General features: G+C 68.7%; 11 protein-coding genes. 9 read left to right on the top strand and 2 right to left on the bottom strand.

Going from position 1 to position 16,747, the window contains the following annotated elements; genetic code table 11:
* Nucleotides 1-39 precede the first annotated feature (39 nt).
* Nucleotides 40-2,571 carry a cation:proton antiporter gene (locus BIX52_RS03660; RefSeq protein WP_211098143.1) on the top strand — a complete coding sequence of 844 codons (2,532 nt, stop codon included), beginning with the start codon at nucleotides 40-42 and terminating at the stop codon, nucleotides 2,569-2,571.
* Nucleotides 2,572-2,626: 55 nt separating this feature from the next.
* On the opposite strand, the gene BIX52_RS03655 is transcribed toward BIX52_RS03660, so the two are convergent.
* The gene (locus BIX52_RS03655; RefSeq protein WP_075219595.1) at nucleotides 2,627-3,481 is read right to left on the bottom strand and encodes a fumarylacetoacetate hydrolase family protein; all 855 of its coding nucleotides are present in this window, start codon (nucleotides 3,479-3,481) and stop codon (nucleotides 2,627-2,629) included.
* A complete protein-coding gene (gene fahA, locus BIX52_RS03650; RefSeq protein WP_075219594.1) occupies nucleotides 3,481-4,743 on the bottom strand; it encodes a fumarylacetoacetase in 1,263 nt (420 codons plus the stop codon). The genes BIX52_RS03655 and fahA overlap by 1 nt, the downstream gene beginning before the upstream one ends.
* Nucleotides 4,744-4,988: 245 nt before the next feature.
* Between fahA and BIX52_RS03645 the strand changes: the two genes are divergently transcribed.
* The 8 genes from BIX52_RS03645 (at nucleotide 4,989) to BIX52_RS03610 (ending at nucleotide 16,565) form a co-directional block, all read left to right on the top strand.
* A complete protein-coding gene (locus BIX52_RS03645) occupies nucleotides 4,989-6,614 on the top strand; it encodes an ABC transporter substrate-binding protein (protein ID WP_075219593.1) in 1,626 nt (541 codons plus the stop codon).
* A gap of 171 nt (nucleotides 6,615-6,785) precedes the next feature.
* A complete protein-coding gene (locus tag BIX52_RS03640; RefSeq protein WP_075219592.1) occupies nucleotides 6,786-7,751 on the top strand; it encodes an ABC transporter permease in 966 nt (321 codons plus the stop codon).
* Nucleotides 7,748-8,695, top strand: a complete 948-nt coding sequence (locus tag BIX52_RS03635) for an ABC transporter permease (RefSeq protein WP_083549179.1) — start codon at nucleotides 7,748-7,750, stop codon at nucleotides 8,693-8,695. Before BIX52_RS03640 ends, BIX52_RS03635 begins: the two co-directional genes overlap by 4 nt.
* Complete coding sequence (locus BIX52_RS03630; RefSeq protein ID WP_075219591.1) at nucleotides 8,695-9,759, top strand: ABC transporter ATP-binding protein; 1,065 nt, start codon at nucleotides 8,695-8,697, stop codon at nucleotides 9,757-9,759. The genes BIX52_RS03635 and BIX52_RS03630 overlap by 1 nt, the downstream gene beginning before the upstream one ends.
* Nucleotides 9,756-10,859: an ABC transporter ATP-binding protein gene (locus BIX52_RS03625; RefSeq protein WP_083659984.1), complete on the top strand. Its 1,104-nt coding sequence runs from the start codon at nucleotides 9,756-9,758 to the stop codon at nucleotides 10,857-10,859. The genes BIX52_RS03630 and BIX52_RS03625 overlap by 4 nt, the downstream gene beginning before the upstream one ends.
* A gap of 3 nt (nucleotides 10,860-10,862) precedes the next feature.
* Nucleotides 10,863-12,017 carry an alpha/beta hydrolase gene (locus BIX52_RS03620; protein WP_075219589.1) on the top strand — a complete coding sequence of 385 codons (1,155 nt, stop codon included), beginning with the start codon at nucleotides 10,863-10,865 and terminating at the stop codon, nucleotides 12,015-12,017.
* Nucleotides 12,018-12,033: 16 nt separating this feature from the next.
* Complete coding sequence (locus BIX52_RS03615; RefSeq protein ID WP_075219588.1) at nucleotides 12,034-12,744, top strand: GntR family transcriptional regulator; 711 nt, start codon at nucleotides 12,034-12,036, stop codon at nucleotides 12,742-12,744.
* Nucleotides 12,745-12,971: 227 nt separating this feature from the next.
* The gene (locus tag BIX52_RS03610) at nucleotides 12,972-16,565 is read left to right on the top strand and encodes a hydantoinase B/oxoprolinase family protein (RefSeq protein WP_075219587.1); all 3,594 of its coding nucleotides are present in this window, start codon (nucleotides 12,972-12,974) and stop codon (nucleotides 16,563-16,565) included.
* Nucleotides 16,566-16,747 lie beyond the last annotated feature (182 nt).

Genomic DNA, 16,747 nt, shown 5'->3' with positions numbered 1-16,747 from the left:
AAGCGCCGATGAGTGCTGTGAAATCGGGCGAATGATGCCATGCTGAACGGGCTTTCCCCCCGGACGCTAGGCCGCTACCCGTTCATGGACATCATCGTCGTCACTGCCGTCATCGCCTCGCTCTTCCTCGTCATCGGGGCGGCGGAACCGCTCGCGGCGCGGTTGCGGCTTCCCTACACGGTGATCCTGGCGGGGCTCGGCATCCTCATCGCGCTCGGGGCCACCTTCCTGCTGCGCACCGACTTGACGGACGCCTTCAACCCCGTCGCCGAAGCGATCCTGGATTTCCCGATCCGCTCCAACGTCTTCCTCTACGTCTTCCTGCCGACGCTGCTCTTTCAAGCCATGCTCGGCATCGACGTGCGGCGGATGCTGGACGATTGGGTGCCGATCCTGGTGCTCGCCGTCGTCGCGGTGGTGGTGGCGACGCTTTCGGTGGGATACGGCCTCTTCCTCACCGGGGCGCTGCCGCTCGCCGCGTGTCTTCTGGTCGGCTCCATCGTGTCGACCACGGACCCTTCGGCGGTGGTGACGATCTTCCGCTCGATCTCAGCGCCGCAGCGGCTGGCGCGCATCATCGAGGGGGAGAGCCTTCTCAACGACGCGGCCGCGATCGCCCTCTTCGGCCTCTTCATGAGCTTCGTCATGATGGGGATCCCGAACCCGTCGCTGCTCAGCGCGCTGGGGCAGTTCCCGGTGCTGATCGTCGGCGGTGCGGCGACGGGGCTGGTTCTGGCCCGCCTCGCGGTGGCGGTGATGGCGGTTTTCGCGCGTTACGAATTGGCGCAGATCTCCATCTCGGTGGCGCTTCCTTATCTTGCGTATATCGTCGCCGAGCAGATGATCGGCGCGTCCGGCGTCATCGCCGTGGTGGCGGCGGGGTTGACGCTGAATGTGACCGCGCCGGGCCGCCTGCCGCCCCAGGCCTGGGCGAACATGCGCGAGATCTGGAGCCTGCTCGCCCACTGGGCGGGGGCGCTCATCTTCATTCTCGCAGCGCTCCTCATCCCCCGCCTTCTCGAGGGTGTGACCCTTCACGACCTCGCCCTCACCGGCGTCGTGGTGGTCGCCGCGATCCTGGCGCGGGTGGTCATCCTGTTCGGGCTTCTGCCGCTGTTGTCGCGGTTGAAGGTTTCGCCGGTGGTGGGCGGGGCCTACCGCGCGGCGATCCTGTGGGGCGGGCTGCGCGGGGCGGTCACCCTGGCGCTGGCATTGGCGGTGACGGAGAGCATCCGCGTGCCGGTGGAGACGAAGCGCGTGGTGGGCATCCTCGCCACCGGGTTCGTTCTCTTCACGCTCATCGTCCAGGGGACCACGCTGCGCTGGGTCATCGGCCGGCTGGGCCTCGACCGCTTGTCGCCGATCGACGAGGCGTTGTCGCGCCAGGTGGTCGCCGTGGCGCTGCAGAGCGTGCGCGAGGACGTGGCGCGGTCGACCGAGAATTACGAGCTGACGCAGACCATCGTGCGATCCGAGGCGAAGCGGTTCGCCGAGCGGCTGGACCGCGCCGTGAAGGAGGCGGAGGACCACGAAGACCTTCTCGACCGCGATCTCATCACCCTGGGGCTGATCGCCGTCGCGGGTGCGGAGCGCGACACCATCATCGCCCGCATGCACGAGCGGATGATTTCGGCGCGGCTGTCCGAAACGATGCTGTCCGACGCGGACCGGCTGATCGAGGCGGCGCGGGGCGGGCGGGCGCAGTATGAGCGGGCGGCGCGCGAGAGTCTCGCCTATGGCCGCTCCTTCCAATGGGCCGCGGACCTGCAGAACCGGCTCGGCATTGCCGGGCCGCTGGGGCGGATGACGGCGGACCGGTTCGAGGCGCTCCTGTCCCATCGCCTCATCCTGCGCGATCTCGACGGCTTCATCGACGGGCGCATCCGCCGCATTCACGGCCGCCGGGTGGCCGAGCTGCTGCACGATCTCGTGGCGCGGCGTGTGGAAAATGTCGAAACCGCGCTGGATGGGCTGCGGCTGCAATATCCGGGCTATGCCGAGGAGATGGAGCGACGCTTCATCCGCCGCACCGCGGTGCGGTTGGAGGAGCGGGAATATCAGGCGATGCGCGATGACGGGTTGATCGGCGCGGAGCTTCACACGGCGCTGATGGAGGGGATCTCCGCCCGGCGCGCCGCGGCCGAACGGCGCCCGCGGCTGGACCTCGTGCTGCAGCGCGCCGAGCTGGTGCAGCAGTTCCCCCTGTTCGCCGATCTCGACGAGCCGACCCGCCGCCGGCTCGGCCAGAACCTCATCACCCAATATGCCAATATCGGTGACGTGATCATCGCCAAGAACACGGTGGCGAAGAGCGTCTACTTCATCGCGTCGGGCGCTGTGGAGCTGGAGCGGGCGGGTCAGACGTGGCGGCTGGGACCGGGCGAGATGTTCGGTCAGCTCTCCATTCTGGAACAGCGCCCGCTGCGTGCGGAAGCGCGGTCGATGACGCTGTCGACGCTGCTGGTGCTCGACGAGGCGAGGTTCCGGCGCCTGCTCGACCGCAGCCCCGCGGTGCGCGACGCAGTCAGGACGAGCGCCGAACGCCGGGGCGAGGTGCTGACGAAGCTTTAGGCCGCGCCGTCCACCCCCTTCGCCAGCACCGGGCGCCGCCGAAGGACGCCCGCTCTCAGACGGTGACGGCGACCTGCATGGTGCCGATCGCCTCGATCGAACACACCATCACGTCCCCGGCCTGAACCGCGCTGACCCCTTCCGGCGTGCCGGTATAGATGAGGTCGCCCGGCATCAGCGTGTAGAACGACGAGGCGCGCTCGATCAGGGTCGGCACGTCGCGCAGGATGTCGGCGGTGGTCGCCTTCTGCCGTGTAGAGCCGTTGATGGTGAGTTCCATCGTCAGCGCGGAGGGGTCGGTGAGTTCGTCCGCCGTCACCATCCACGGTCCCAGCACCGTGTAGGTGTCGATGGACTTTCGCATGCTGCGCTCCTCGGTACCGCGCACGGTCATGTCGAGGCCGATGGCGTAGCCCGCCACATAGTCCAGCGCATCGGCCTGCGTGACGCGGTCGGCGCGGCGGCCGATCACCACGACGAGCTCGATCTCGTGGTCGTTGCGCTTGTCCGGATGGCGCAGCACCACGGGCGACGAGGCGCCGATCAGCGAGCTGGTGGCCTTCAGGAAGAGGCCCGCCTTGTCGATCGGCATGATGTTGGTCTGGTGGTGGATCGTGGGGTCCGCCAGCGCCTCGTCATGGTGGAGGCGGTAGTTGACCGGGGCGCCGATGATCTTGCGTGGCGAGGCGACCGGCGGCAGCAGGTGGACGCCGGCGAGCGGCACCGGCACCGCCGCGTCGGCGAGCGCGTCGATCCGGTCGCGCAGCGTCGGGAGGGCGGCGATCAGCGGGTCATGGTCCGGCAGCGGGTAGCGCACGGCGGGCAGCGTGTCCAAGACGGCGCTGACATCGTGGACCATGTCGCCGCGCACCACGCCGAGGCGGTTGTCGTCATATCGGCAGAGTTTCATCAATTTGCCCCAACGTTGGGCCGTGCGGGCAAGATCTCGCCATCGCAGCGGCCGAATCCGATCCGGTAGTCTTCGCCCTGGCCCCAGCCGGTCATGGTGACGGTGTCGCCGTCCTCCAGGAACAACCGTTCGCCACCGTCCAGCGGGACCGGGTCACGCCCGCCCCATGTCTGCTCGAGCAGGCAGCCGAAGCTCGACTTCTCGGGCCCGGAGATGGTGCCGGAGCCGAGGAGATCGCCGGCGTTCATCGCGCAGCCGCACAAGGCGTGGTGGGTGAGGAGCTGCGGCGCGCTGTAGTAGAGGTGGCGCGTGTTGGTGGAGACGATGCGGGTTGCGGCGCCGCCCTTGGGGCAGAGATGCGTTTCGAGCGTGAGGTCGAAGAAGTAGTCGGCCGGCTCGTCGAGGTAGGGGAGCAGCGCCTTGTCGCGCGGCCAGCCCTTGGTGCGGAACGGCTCCAGCGCGGCGCGGGTGACGACCCACGGGCTGATCGTGGTGGCGAAGGCCTTCGCCTGGAAGGGGCCGAGCGGCTGGCCCTCCCAGCGCTGGATGTCACGCGCGGACCAGTCGTTCAGGAGGACGAACCCGAAGATGTTCTCCCACGCCTCGGCCACGGTGAGCGTGTCGCCCATGCGCGTCGGCACGCCGACGACGGCGCCGAATTCCACCTCGATATCGAGCCGCCGCGAGGGCGACAGGACGGGGCCGTCACCGTCCGGCCCCATCACCTGGCCGAGCGGGCGGCGCACCGGCGTGCCGGACACCACCACGGTGGAGGTCCGCCCATTGTAGGCAATCGGCATGTGCGGCCAGTTCGGCGTCAGCGCATTGTCCGGCCCGCGCAGGATGGAGCCGGAATTGAAGGCGTGCTGGCGGCCTGCGTAAAAGTCCGTGTAGCCGGTGACGCGGAAGGGGAGGTGCATCGCCACCTCGGCGAGCGGCACCAAGGCGCGGCCGCACAGCGCGGCATCGCCTCGAAGGGCGCCGTCGCCGTCTTCGGCGAGGAGCGCGGTGAGGCGGGTGCGCACCTCGTCCCAGCGCGCCGGGCCGAGCGCCATGAAGGTGTTCAGCGCCGGCGCGTCGAAGCCGCAGTCGCCCGGCAGCAGGCCGGCCGCTGCCAGGGCGGCGAGGTCGGCCACGTGATCGCCGATGGCAACGCCGCAGCGCGGTCCCTCCGCGGTGGTGGAGAACACCCCGAAGGGCAGGTTCGCCAACGGAAAATCCGTTTCGGCGGCGTTGGCGCCGCCCACCCAAGAACGTCTCAACCGGCCCTCCCTGCCGTTCGCTCAGGCCGTCCGCCGGGCTGCCTCTTGGGCTTTGCCTCTCTCCGTGCGGCCAGTAACTGCACTCACTTTTGACGAATTGCCCCGCTTGGCAAGCGGATTCTATTGACAGAGAAAGTTTTCGTATACACTTTTGACGGGCACGGCCCAGGCGACGGAAAAGAAGACTGGTCGGAAGATCGGCGCCTCCGTCGCATGAAAACGCGGGCCGGAAGGGAGGAACGACGATGACAACCGCCGTCAGACGGCTGGCTGCGCCCTTGTGGCTGCCGGCCGGACTTTTCGCGCTTTGCGGCTCCGCCATGGCCCAGGACCTGGGCGAGCCGGTTCCCGAACTCCAGATCGCCTACTACGCCACCGACATGGGGCCGATGTACGAGCAATCCGCCCGCGTGATGTCGGAGGAGTGGGCCAAGCTCGGCCTCAGCTTCCAGATGCAGCCGGTGCAGTTCAGCAGCTTCATCTCCAACATCATCGTCGGCGGCGGGTTGGAGGACATGGCCGTCTTCACCGTCGGTGCCGACCCGGACCGCGTGGACCCGACCTATTGGCTGCACGATCTGGGCGCCTGCGGGGCGCGCCGCAACGGCGCCAAGTGGTGCGACGAGGCCTATACCGAAATCGTCCAGCGCCAGCGCGAGATCGTCGACCCGGTGGAGCGCCTGAAGGTCGTCCACGACGCGCAGCAATATTTCTACGACACGATGCCCTGGTGGCCGGCGACGAACACCGTCTACGGCATCCTCTGGAACAGCGACAAATGGGAGAACGTGACGAGCCCTGCGCCGGTGGCCGCGCACGAAGGGCTGGTCGATCCGTGGCTGTCCGCCCGCCCGCTGACCGACGACCGCATCCTCGACTGGGCTCATTATGAGGACGTGACGACCTACAACCCGCTCGCCGAAGAGGGCGCGGTGGGCTGGATCCGCTTCGTCTACGACACCTTCGCCAAGAACAACAGCGACGGTGACACGGTGCCCTGGGCCGCCAGCGCCTGGGAGTTCACCGACCCGCAAACGGTGAAGATCACCCTGCGCGAGGGGATGACCTTCCACGACGGCGAGCCCGTCAGCGCGGACGACGCGGTGTTCACGATCAACACCATCGTGGAGCTGCAGCCGCCGGCGATGTCCTCGCGCATCGGCAACCTCGCCGGGGCGGAGAAGGTGGACGACCTCACCTTCAACGTCAGCCTGAAGACGCCGGATGCGTCGTTCGTGACGACGGTTCTGCCTTACGTTTTCATCCTGCCCGAGCACGTGTGGGCGGACTATGACGGCGACATGATCGCACGTGACGTGGTGGCCGAGAATGCGGTGATCGGCAGCGGCCCGTTCAAGTTCCGCTCCTGGCGGGTGAACGAGACGCACCAGCTCGACGCCTTCAAGGAGCACTTCCACGCGCCGGAATATGACGGTCTGCGCCGTCTCGCTCTGGGGCAGGCGGACGCCATCCGCTCGGCGATGCTGGATGGCACCGGCGACATCGCCAGCATGGTGCTTCCCGTGGCGTCGATGAGTGACCTCGCGATGCAGAACGACCACCTCGACTTCCTCGAGATCCCGTCCCACGGGTCGATGCTGGTCTGGCTGAACAACCAGAAAGCGCCGTTCACCGACCCCGCCTTCCGCAAGGCGCTCAGGCAGGCGACGTCGAAGCAGCGCGCGGCGATCGAAGGCTGGCTCGGCTTTGCGGTTCCGGCGGGCGAAGGCCCCGTTCCGGAGCAGATCGGCATGTGGCACAACAAGGACCTGCCGGAGATCCCTTTCGACGTGGAGGCCGCGCGCGCCACCTTGGAAGAGGCGGGCTACGGCTGGGATTCCAGCGGCCGCCTGCACTACCCCAAGAAGTGATCCGAGGCGGGCCGCGGCGGGGTCTCACCCGCGGCGGCCCGCTGGTCCCGATCCCCAACCGCTGATCTTCGGCCGCTGATCTTCGACCGCCGACCTTTATTGCTGCTCCGCTCCGCCGGACCGTGAGCGGTGCGGCCCCGTCACGCCCCGACCTTTGCCCCGAGTTGTGCCATGCGCGCCTATATCCTCCGCCGCCTTGCGCAGAGCGTTCTGGTCGTCTGGGCCGTCACCACAATCATGTTCTTCATGTTCCGCGTGATGCCCGCCGACCCGACCGCCATTCTGCTGGAGCGCGGCCTGACCGACGAGGCGCGCCAGGCGCTGCTGGAACGCTGGGGCCTGACCGGCTCCTTGTGGGACCAGTACATCGCCTATCTCGGCAATCTGCTGCAGGGCGACTTCGGCGCGTCCTTCTTCTACCGCAAGCCGGTGTGGGAGGTGCTGTTCCCGCTCATCGTCAACACGCTGTGGATCGCCGTGCCGGGGCTTTTGCTGGGGGCGGCGATCGGCGCGGCCATCGGCACAGCGGTCGGCTGGGCGCGGCGCGGCGGCAAGCTGGAGCGGTCGGGCATCTTCCTCGCCACCGTCATCCGCGGGGTGCCCAATTTCGTCATCGGCATCGCGCTTCTCACGGTCTTTTCCAGCACGCTCGGCTGGTTTCCGGGCTTCGGCATGGGCGATCCGGGTGAGACGACGGGTTTCGCACGCTATCTGACGCTGGACTTCCTGCACCATCTGACGCTGCCTCTGGTGGCGGTCATCATATACTTCCTGCCCGAGAATCTCCTGCTGATGCGCTCCGGCGTCGTGGAGAACCGGACCGAAGATTATATCGAGCTGGTGCGCGCCAAGGGGGTGCCGCAGCGGCGGGTGGCCTGGCACGCGGCGCGCAATTCCATGCTGCCGCTGATCACCTGGCTGTTTCCGGCGCTGGCGGAGACGATCGCCGGCATCGTGGTGATCGAGATCGTCTTCTCGTGGCCGGGCGTCGGGCGGGAGCTGGTGCTGGCGGTGACGCGGCAGGACTACCCCTTGGCGCAGGCCGCCTTCTTCCTCCTCGCCGTGATGATCGTGCTGGCGAACCTCGCCGCCGACCTCGTCTACGGCAAGCTCGACCCGAGGGTGGTGTACAAATGACCGTCGCGCCCGATCCCGCCCCCGTGCCCGGCCCCGTGTCCTCGTCCGGCGCCACGCCGATCACCATCCGCGGCCGCAGCCCGTGGGCGGCGGCGTGGGACTCGCTGCGGCTGATGATGCGGGACAGCTTCGCGCTGATCGGCGTCGTCGTCCTGTCCGTGTTCGTGGTCCTCGCGGTGCTCGCCCCGTGGCTGGCGCCTTACGACCCGTTTCAGGCGATGATGACGGAGGCCGGGCGCCTCAACCGCCTCTCCCCGCCGACCGCGGCCAACCCCTTCGGCACCACAGGCTTCGGCCAGGACGTGCTCAGCCAGTTCCTCTACGGCTTCCGCGTGGCGCTGATGGTGGGGCTGGTGGCGGCCGTCGCGGTGGGCTTCATCTCCACGCTTTTCGGGGTGCTCTCCGGCTATTTCGGCGGCCTCGTCGACGATGTCCTGATGCGCATCACCGACGTCGCCTTGTCGATCCCGACGCTGCCCTTCGCCATCGTCGCGGTGGCGCTGCTCGGCCCCAGCATCGAGAACATCATCCTCGTCATCACCATCCTGTTCTGGCGCAACGGGGCGCGCATCATCCGCTCGGCGGTGCTGACGGAGAAGGAGCGCGTCTACGTCAAATGGGCGCGGGCGGCGGGGGCGTCGCACTTTCACATCATCATGCGGCACATCCTGCCCAACGTGTTCCGCGTGGTGTTCCTGTGGATCACCATGTCCGTCGCCTTCGCCATTTTGACGGAGGCGAGCCTGTCCTTCCTCGGCCTCGGCGATCCGAAGGCGATCTCGTGGGGGCAGATGCTCAACACCGCCTTCTCCAGCGGTAACCTGCGCACCGCGTGGTGGTGGGTGGTGCCGCCGTCCGTGGCGCTCGTTCTCCTCGTCTCCTCGCTCTACCTGATCGGCCGCGCCTACGAGGAGCAGACCAACCCGCGGCTGAGGAGGCGCTGATGTCGCTGGCGGAGTTGAATGCGCGGCTCGCCGCCAAGCCCGCGGCCGAGCTTCGGGTGGACGGTCTGTCGGTGACCTACAACACCGCGCGCGGGCCGTTCCACGCGGTGGAGGACGTCGGCTTCACCGTGCCGGCGGGGACCAATCTCGGCCTGGTGGGCGAGAGCGGGTGCGGCAAGAGCACGGTGGTGAAGGCGCTGATGGGGCTTTTGCCGGAAGGCACGGGGCTGACCGGGCGCGCGCTTCTCGACGGGGACGACATTCTCGGCCTCACCGACGATGCGCTGAGGGACGTGCGGTGGAACCGGATCGCGCTGATCACCCAGAGCGCGATGAATTCGCTCGACCCGGTCTATTCGATCGGCGATCAGATCGTGGAGGCGATCCGCGCCCACGAGCCGGTCGGCCGGGCGACGGCCTGGGCGCGGGCGGAGGAGATGTTCGCCCTCGTCGGCCTGCCCGCGGCGCGGCTGACCGAGTTCCCGCACATGTTCTCCGGCGGCATGCGCCAGCGCGCGGTGATCGCCATGGCGCTGGCGCTGAACGCGGGGATGCTGCTGGCCGACGAGCCGACCACCGCGCTGGATCCGATCATGCAGTCGCAGATCATGGCGCGCATCCGCGGCATTCACGCCCACATGCGCCGGTCCATGGTGCTCGTCACGCACGATATCGCGGTGGTGGCGGAGACCTGCGAGACGACCGTCGTGATGTATGCCGGCAAGGTGGTGGAGAGCGGGCCGACGGGGCAGGTGCTGGGCCGTCCGCTGCACCCTTATACGATGGGTCTGCAGAACGCCTTCCCGCGGCTTCCCGTCCGCGGGGCGCCCCGTCAGCCGCTGATCTCCATTCCGGGCGTGGTACCGAACCTTGCCAGTCCGCCGCCGGGCTGCCGCTTCGCCGGGCGCTGCCCGTTCGCGGCGGACCTGTGCCGCACCACGCCGCCGCCCGTCGCCGCCGCTGGGCCGCAGCAGGCCGCCTGCCACTTCACCGACCGCGCCGAAGAGTTCCGCGCCGCGGCGGCGCTTCCCGAAACGTGGCGCAAGATGAGGGCCGCGGCATGAGCGAGCGGAGGGGAGAGGGCGATCGGGCGACCGTGATCGAGGCCGAGGGGCTGAAGACGCATTTCCAGGCGCGCAGCGGGATCATCAGCGCGTTGGTGGGCCAGAAGCCGAAGGTGGCGCGGGCGCTGGACGGTGTGGACGTGACGATCCGCGAGCGCGAGGTGGTCGGCCTCGTCGGCGAGTCCGGCTGCGGCAAGTCCACGCTCGGCATGTCGCTGGTGCGCATGTATCAGCCGACGGGCGGGCGGGTGCGCTATCGCGGTGAGGACATCACCAGGGCCGAGGGGCGCGCGCTGAAGGACTATCGGCGCCAGGCGCAGATCATTTTCCAGGACCCTTATTCGTCGCTCAACCCGCGGCTGACCATCGGCCAGATCATCGAGGAGCCGCTGATCATCCACCGCATCGGCAACGCGGCGGAGCGGCGGGAGAGGGTGGCGCGGGCGATGAACCTGGTGCGTATTCCTCCGGCGGAGAACGTCGACCGCTATCCGAGCGATCTGTCCGGCGGGCAGCGCCAGCGCATCGCCATTGCCCGCGCGCTGGTGCTGGAGCCGAAATTCATCGTCGCGGACGAGCCGGTGTCGATGCTGGACGTGTCGATCCAGGCGAGCGTGCTGGAGCTGATCGACGAGCTGTCGCGCGAACTGGGCCTCGCCGTTCTCTACATCTCCCACGACATCGCCACGGTGGGTTACATCTGCGACCATGTGGCGGTGATGTATCTCGGCCGCATCGTCGAGGAGGGGCCTGCGGAGGAGATCTTGGCCGAGCCGCTGCACCCTTATACGGAGCGGCTGATCGCGGCGATCCCGCGCATGGACCCGGCCGAGGCGCCGGAGCGGCACGAGCTGACCGGTGACGTCCCTTCGCCGCTGAACGTGCCGCCGGGGTGCCGGTTCTCGTCGCGCTGCCCGTTCGTGGCGCCGCTGTGCGAGGCGGTTGAGCCGGAGCTGTCGGACCAGCCGGGCGGGCGGCGCGTGCGCTGCCACATCCACGACGACGGCGCGGCGCGGCTGCGCCCCGACCTTGCCCGCCCGGTCGCCGGCCGGGTCACCCATGACGAGGATGTGGGCATCCTCGCCGACGCCGCGAGCTGAGCGATGCACGACCTCATCTTCGACTGGAAGCACCTGACCCTGGAGGCCAACCGCGCCTTCACCGAGACCTACGGTTTTGCCGGCACCACCGGGCTGACCCACATGGAGGGCATCCTGATCCGCCCGGCGGGTGTGCCGTCGTCCACGCTTTTGGTGTTCATGCACCCGGCGTCGACGCTGCATCTGCTGCCACTGCCGCGCCGGATGGCCGAGCTCGGCCACCACGTCCTGTGCGCCGGGAGCCGCTACCAGCGCAACGACACGGCGCTGATCATGGAGAACGTGCTGCTGGACCTCGGCCGCTATATCCGCGCGGCGCGGGAGGAGTGGGGATATGAGCGTGTCGTCCTGTGCGGGTGGAGCGGGGGCGGCTCGCTGGCGATGCTGTACCAATCGCAGGCCGAGCGGCCGACGATCGAGGCGACTCCTGCTGGCGATCCGGTCGACATCGCCGGGGCGGGGCTGATCCCGGCGGACGCGGTGATGCATCTCGCCGCCCATTCCTCCCGCGCGGTGCTGTTGGCCGAATGGCTCGACCCCTCGGTGAAGGACGAGGCGAACCCCGACGACCGCGATCCCGCGCTGGACCTCTATGCCGGCCGTCCGGTGCCGTTCGATCCCGATTTCGTCGCCGCCTACCGCGCGGCGCAGGCGGCGCGCATGGCGGCGATCACCGCGCGCGTGGAGGAGACGCTGCACCGGCTGCGCACCAAGGGCGGGGCCGAGATGGAGCGCGGCTTCGTCACCCACCGCACGATGGCGGACCCGCGCTTTCTGGACCCGACGATCGAGCCGAACGGGCGCCGGCCGGGGTGGAGCTATCTCGGCAATCCGGAGACGGTGAACAGCGGCCCGGTGGGGCTGGGGCGGTTTTCGACCCTGCGGAGCTGGCTGTCGCAGTGGTCGCCCGCGCACACCCGCGCGGACAGCCTGGTGACCGGGCGCGCGGTGACTGTCCCCTTCATCGCCGTGGAGTGCGGGGCGGACGACGCGGTGCCGCAGCCCCACACCCGCCGCGTGCACGATGCGGTGGCGTCCGAGGACAAGACTTTCCGGTTGATCGACGGAGCGAACCACTATTTCGTCGGCCAGCCCGCGCAACTGGCTGAGGCCACGACGATTTTGTCGGACTGGCTGGCCGCGCGCGGGTTCCACTGACCAGCCCGGACGCGCCATGGCCGAGGACATTTATAGCCGGATCCGGTCGCTGATCGCCGACGGCACTTATATCGGCGGCGACGTTCTGCCGGAGGGGGAGCTCGCCAACCGGCTGGGGGTCAGCCGCACGCCGATCCGCGAGGCGTTGCGCCGGCTGCAGGCCGAAGGGGTGATCCAGCGCGAGGCCTACCGCCGCGCGGTGGTGACGGAGACGGACCCCGACGAGGTGATCCACATCTTCACCATGCGCGCCGCGGTGGAGCCGATCGCGGTGGGGCTCGCGGTGCAGTATGTGGACGACGCGTTCATCGCCAAGCTGCGCGATCTGCATGCGCGGATGGACGGTGCGATCGGCGAGGCGGAGCCGGACCGCCGCGCCTACCGCGAATATAACGCCGCGTTCCACCGCGTGATCTGGGCGCAGGGCGGCAACGCGATGATGGCGGACATGATCAACGCCATCGCCCGCCGCCCGGTGGTGAGCCCGACCTTCAACAACTGGACGCGGGCCGAGCTGACGCGCAGCAACCGCCAGCACGGCGAGCTCGTCGATGCGCTGGAGGCCCGCGATGCCGAGTGGGCGGAGACGACGATGCGGGCGCATCTTCTCTCCTCGCGCGCGTCCTACCGGCGGATCGGCGAGGACCGGCGCCGTGCGAAAGGCACGGCCAACGGTGCGGCGCCCGGGGTGGATACCAGCGCCGAAGAAGATGTGGACGCACGTTGACGGTTTGCGAACGAATTTCGGATCGATCTTACAAGTATTGCGGAGGGGAAGCGCCCAAGCGTGAGTCTTCCTCCGAAGTCCACAGCGGCGCTTCAGTCTGTAGATCTTAAACCATTCGGCTGTTTACATACGGTTCGTTGCGCAAAAGCACCCCATGGTGCTAGCCGCGACCGCCTCAGTCGGCTATGGCATGCCATATCTTTCCGACTGTTGAGGCATGTACAGGCATGAGCGCTTGGGATTTCTGGATCGACCGGGGCGGCACCTTCACGGACGTGATCGGACGCGATCCAACAGGCAAACTCCATGCCAAAAAACTCCTGTCCGACAACCCCGACGCCTATCGTGACGCCGCCGTCCAGGGCATCCGCGACCATCTCGGCCTCGCCAAGGGCGAAGCGATCCCGCGCGGCGCCGTGGGCGATGTGCGCATGGGCACCACCGTCGCCACCAACGCCCTCCTTGAGCGCAAGGGCGACCGCACGCTTCTGGTGACCACCCGCGGCTTCCGCGACGCTCTGCGCATCGGCTACCAGGGCCGGCCCGACATCTTCGCCAAGAAGATCGTGCTGCCCGAGGCGCTCTATGATGCCGTGGAGGAGGTGGACGAACGCATCCTCGCCGACGGCACGGTCGAGAAGGCTGCCGACGAGGCCGCCATCCGCGCCGCCCTCCAGGCCCGGTTCGACGAGGGCTACCGTGCGCTCGCCATCGTCTTCATGCACGCCTTCCGTTACCCGGAGCACGAGGCGCTGGCCGCCCGCGTCGCCCGCGAGATCGGCTTCACCCAGGTGTCCGTTAGCCACGAGGTGTCGCCCCTCATCAAGCTCGTCGGGCGCGGCGATACCACCGTGGTCGACGCCTACCTCTCGCCCATCCTGGGCCGCTACGTGCGGCAGGTGTCCGAGGAACTGGACATCGAGCGTACCGGCGCGCGGCTGATGTTCATGATGTCGTCGGGCGGGCTGACCGCGGCGGAGCTCTTCCAGGGCAAGGACGCGATCCTATCCGGCCCCGCGGGCGGCGTCGTCGGCCTCGCCGAGACCGGGCGCTCGGCCGGGTTCGAGAAGGTGATCGGCTTCGACATGGGCGGCACGTCCACCGACGTCGCCCACTTCGACGGCGAATATGAACGCGCTTTCGAGACCGAAGTCGCCGGTGTGCGCATGCGCGCGCCGATGATGCTGATCCACACCGTCGCGGCCGGCGGCGGCTCAATCCTCCATTTCGACGGGTCGCGCTTCCGCGTCGGCCCCGATTCCGCCGGCGCCTATCCGGGCCCCGCCGCCTACCGCCGCGGCGGCCCGCTCGCCGTCACCGACGCCAACGTCATGGTCGGCAAGCTGATCCCCTCGGCATTCCCCGCCGTGTTCGGTCCCGGCCAGGACGAGCCTCTCGACGCCGACGCCGTGCGCGCCAAATTTGCCGAGATGGCCGCCGAGGTGGGCGACGGGCGCAGCGCCGAGGAGGTGGCGGACGGGTTCATTCAGATCGCCGTCGCCAACATGGCCGAGGCGATCAAAAAGATCTCCGTCCAGCGCGGCTACGACATCACCCGCTACGCGCTGAACTCCTTCGGCGGCGCCGCCGGCCAGCACGCCTGCCTGGTGGCCGACGCGCTCGGCATCAAGACCGTTCTGCTGCACCCCTTCTCCGGACTTCTGTCGGCCTACGGGATGGGCCTTGCCGAGATCCGCTCCACCCGCACCTCCGCGCTCGACGTGCCGGTGGGCGAGGGGGCCGAGGCCGCCATAACGGAAGGTGCCGCACCGCTGATCGACGAGGCGCGCGGCGAGGTCGCGGGACAGGGCGTCGCCGAAGACGCGATCACCTTCATCGTCCGCGCCCACGTGCGCTACGCCGGGACGGACACGCCGATCGCAGTCCCCGCCGGGCCGGACGGCGCCATGAAAGAGGCCTTCGAGGCCGCCCACCACGCCCGCTTCGGCTTCACCGACGAGACCAAATCCCTCGTCGTCGAAGCGATCGAGGTCGAGGCCATCGGCGGCGGCGCCAAGTTCGAGGAGGCGGCCGCGGCCGTCACCGAGGGCGAGGTGGAGGGCGGCGACACCGCGCGCTTCTTCTCCAAGGGCGCGTGGCACGAGGCCCGTGTCGTCCGGCGCGAGGCGATCGCCCCCGGCCAGACCCTGGCGGGACCGGCCATCATCATCGAGCCGAACCAGACCGTCGTCGTCGAGGACGGGTGGTCCGCCACGCTGACGGCAAAGGACCACCTCGTCCTGACCCGCGTGAAGGCGCTGGACCGGCAGGTGGCCATCGGCACCGCGGCCGACCCGGTGATGCTGGAGATCTTCAACAACCTCTTCATGTCCATCGCCGAGCAGATGGGCGTGACGCTCCAGAACACCGCCTACTCCGTCAACATCAAGGAGCGGCTGGACTTCTCCTGCGCCGTCTTCGACCAGACCGGCGCGCTGGTGGCGAACGCTCCGCACATTCCGGTGCACCTCGGCTCCATGGACCGGTCCGTGGAAACCGTGGTCGCCAACAATGCCGAGGTGAAGCCGGGCGACGTCTTCTGCCTCAACGCGCCCTATCGCGGCGGCACCCACCTGCCGGACATCACCGTCTGCACCCCCGTCTTCGGGCCGGACGACAAGGAGATCATGTTCTGGGTGGCGAGCCGCGGCCACCACGCCGACGTCGGCGGCACCGCGCCCGGCTCCATGTCGCCTCTCGCCACCAACATCGAGCAGGAAGGCGTCTATATCGACAACTTCAAGATCGTCGATCAGGGCCGCTTCCGCGAGGAGGAGCTGATCGCGCTCCTGAAGGGGGCCACCTATCCGGTGCGCAACCACATCCAGAACGTCAACGACCTGAAGGCGCAGATCGCCGCCAACGCCAAGGGCGCGGCCGAATTGCGCAAGATGATCGGCGCCTTTGGGCTCGACGTCGTGCAGGCCTATATGGGCCACGTGCAGGACAACGCCGCCGAGAGCGTGGCGCGGCTTCTCACCAAGCTGCACGACGCCGAGTTCCATTTCCCGATGGACCAGGGCTGCGCCATCCACGTGAAGCTGACCATCGACCGCGAGAAGCGCGAGGCGGTGGTGGACTTCACCGGCACCTCCGAGCAGCGGGCCGACAACTTCAACGCCCCCGCCCCGGTGACCCGCGCCGCCGTGCTCTACGTCTTCCGCGTGATGGTCGACGACGCGATCCCGATCAACGCCGGCTGCCTGCGGCCGATCAAGATCGTCGTGCCCGAGGGGACGATGCTGAGCCCGCGTTATCCGGCCGCCGTCGTGGCCGGCAACGTGGAGGTGTCACAGGCCGTCACCAACACGCTGTTCGGTGCGCTCGAGGCGATGTCGGCGTCGCAGGGGACGATGAACAACCTCACCTTCGGCGACGACGAGTATCAGTACTACGAGACGATCTGTTCCGGCTCACCCGCCGGGCCGGGCTTCGACGGCACCGACGCCGTTCACGTCCACATGACGAACTCGCGCCTGACAGATCCGGAAGTGTTCGAGACGCGCTTCCCCGTGGTGCTGGAGGACTTCCACATCCGCAAAGGGTCCGGCGGACGCGGCGAGTGGTCGGCCGGCGACGGCACCAGCCGCACGATCCGCTTCCTGAAGCGGATGGACTGCGCCATCCTCGCCTCCCACCGCAAGGTTCCCCCGTTTGGCGTGAAGGGCGGCGAGCCGGGTGAGGTCGGCAAGACCCTCGTGCGCCGCAACTCCGGCGAGGTGGAAGAGCTGGCGCCCTGTGACCAGACGCTTCTGGAGCCGGGCGAAGCGGTGATCGTGATCACCCCGACCGCCGGCGGCTACGGCATGCCGAAGGACTGAGCCGTGTGGGGGCCTTTGCGCCCCCGCGCTGGACCCGCTGCGGGGTGGCCTCGTCCATCCCGAGCGCCTTTGCGAGAGGGGCCGCCCCGCGAGGGCGTTCCCCCCTCGCGCTCCCCCCGGTTCGCCACCGGGCAGGCGTCAGATCAGGCTGAAGAAGCCTGACCTGACAGCCTGAATTGAGC

Source organism: Acuticoccus yangtzensis (assembly GCF_001927245.1).
GTDB classification, from domain to species: Bacteria; Pseudomonadota; Alphaproteobacteria; order Rhizobiales; family Amorphaceae; genus Acuticoccus; species Acuticoccus yangtzensis.
Note: the sequence above shows the minus strand (reverse complement) of the source record. Positions and strands in the feature narration are given on the sequence as shown.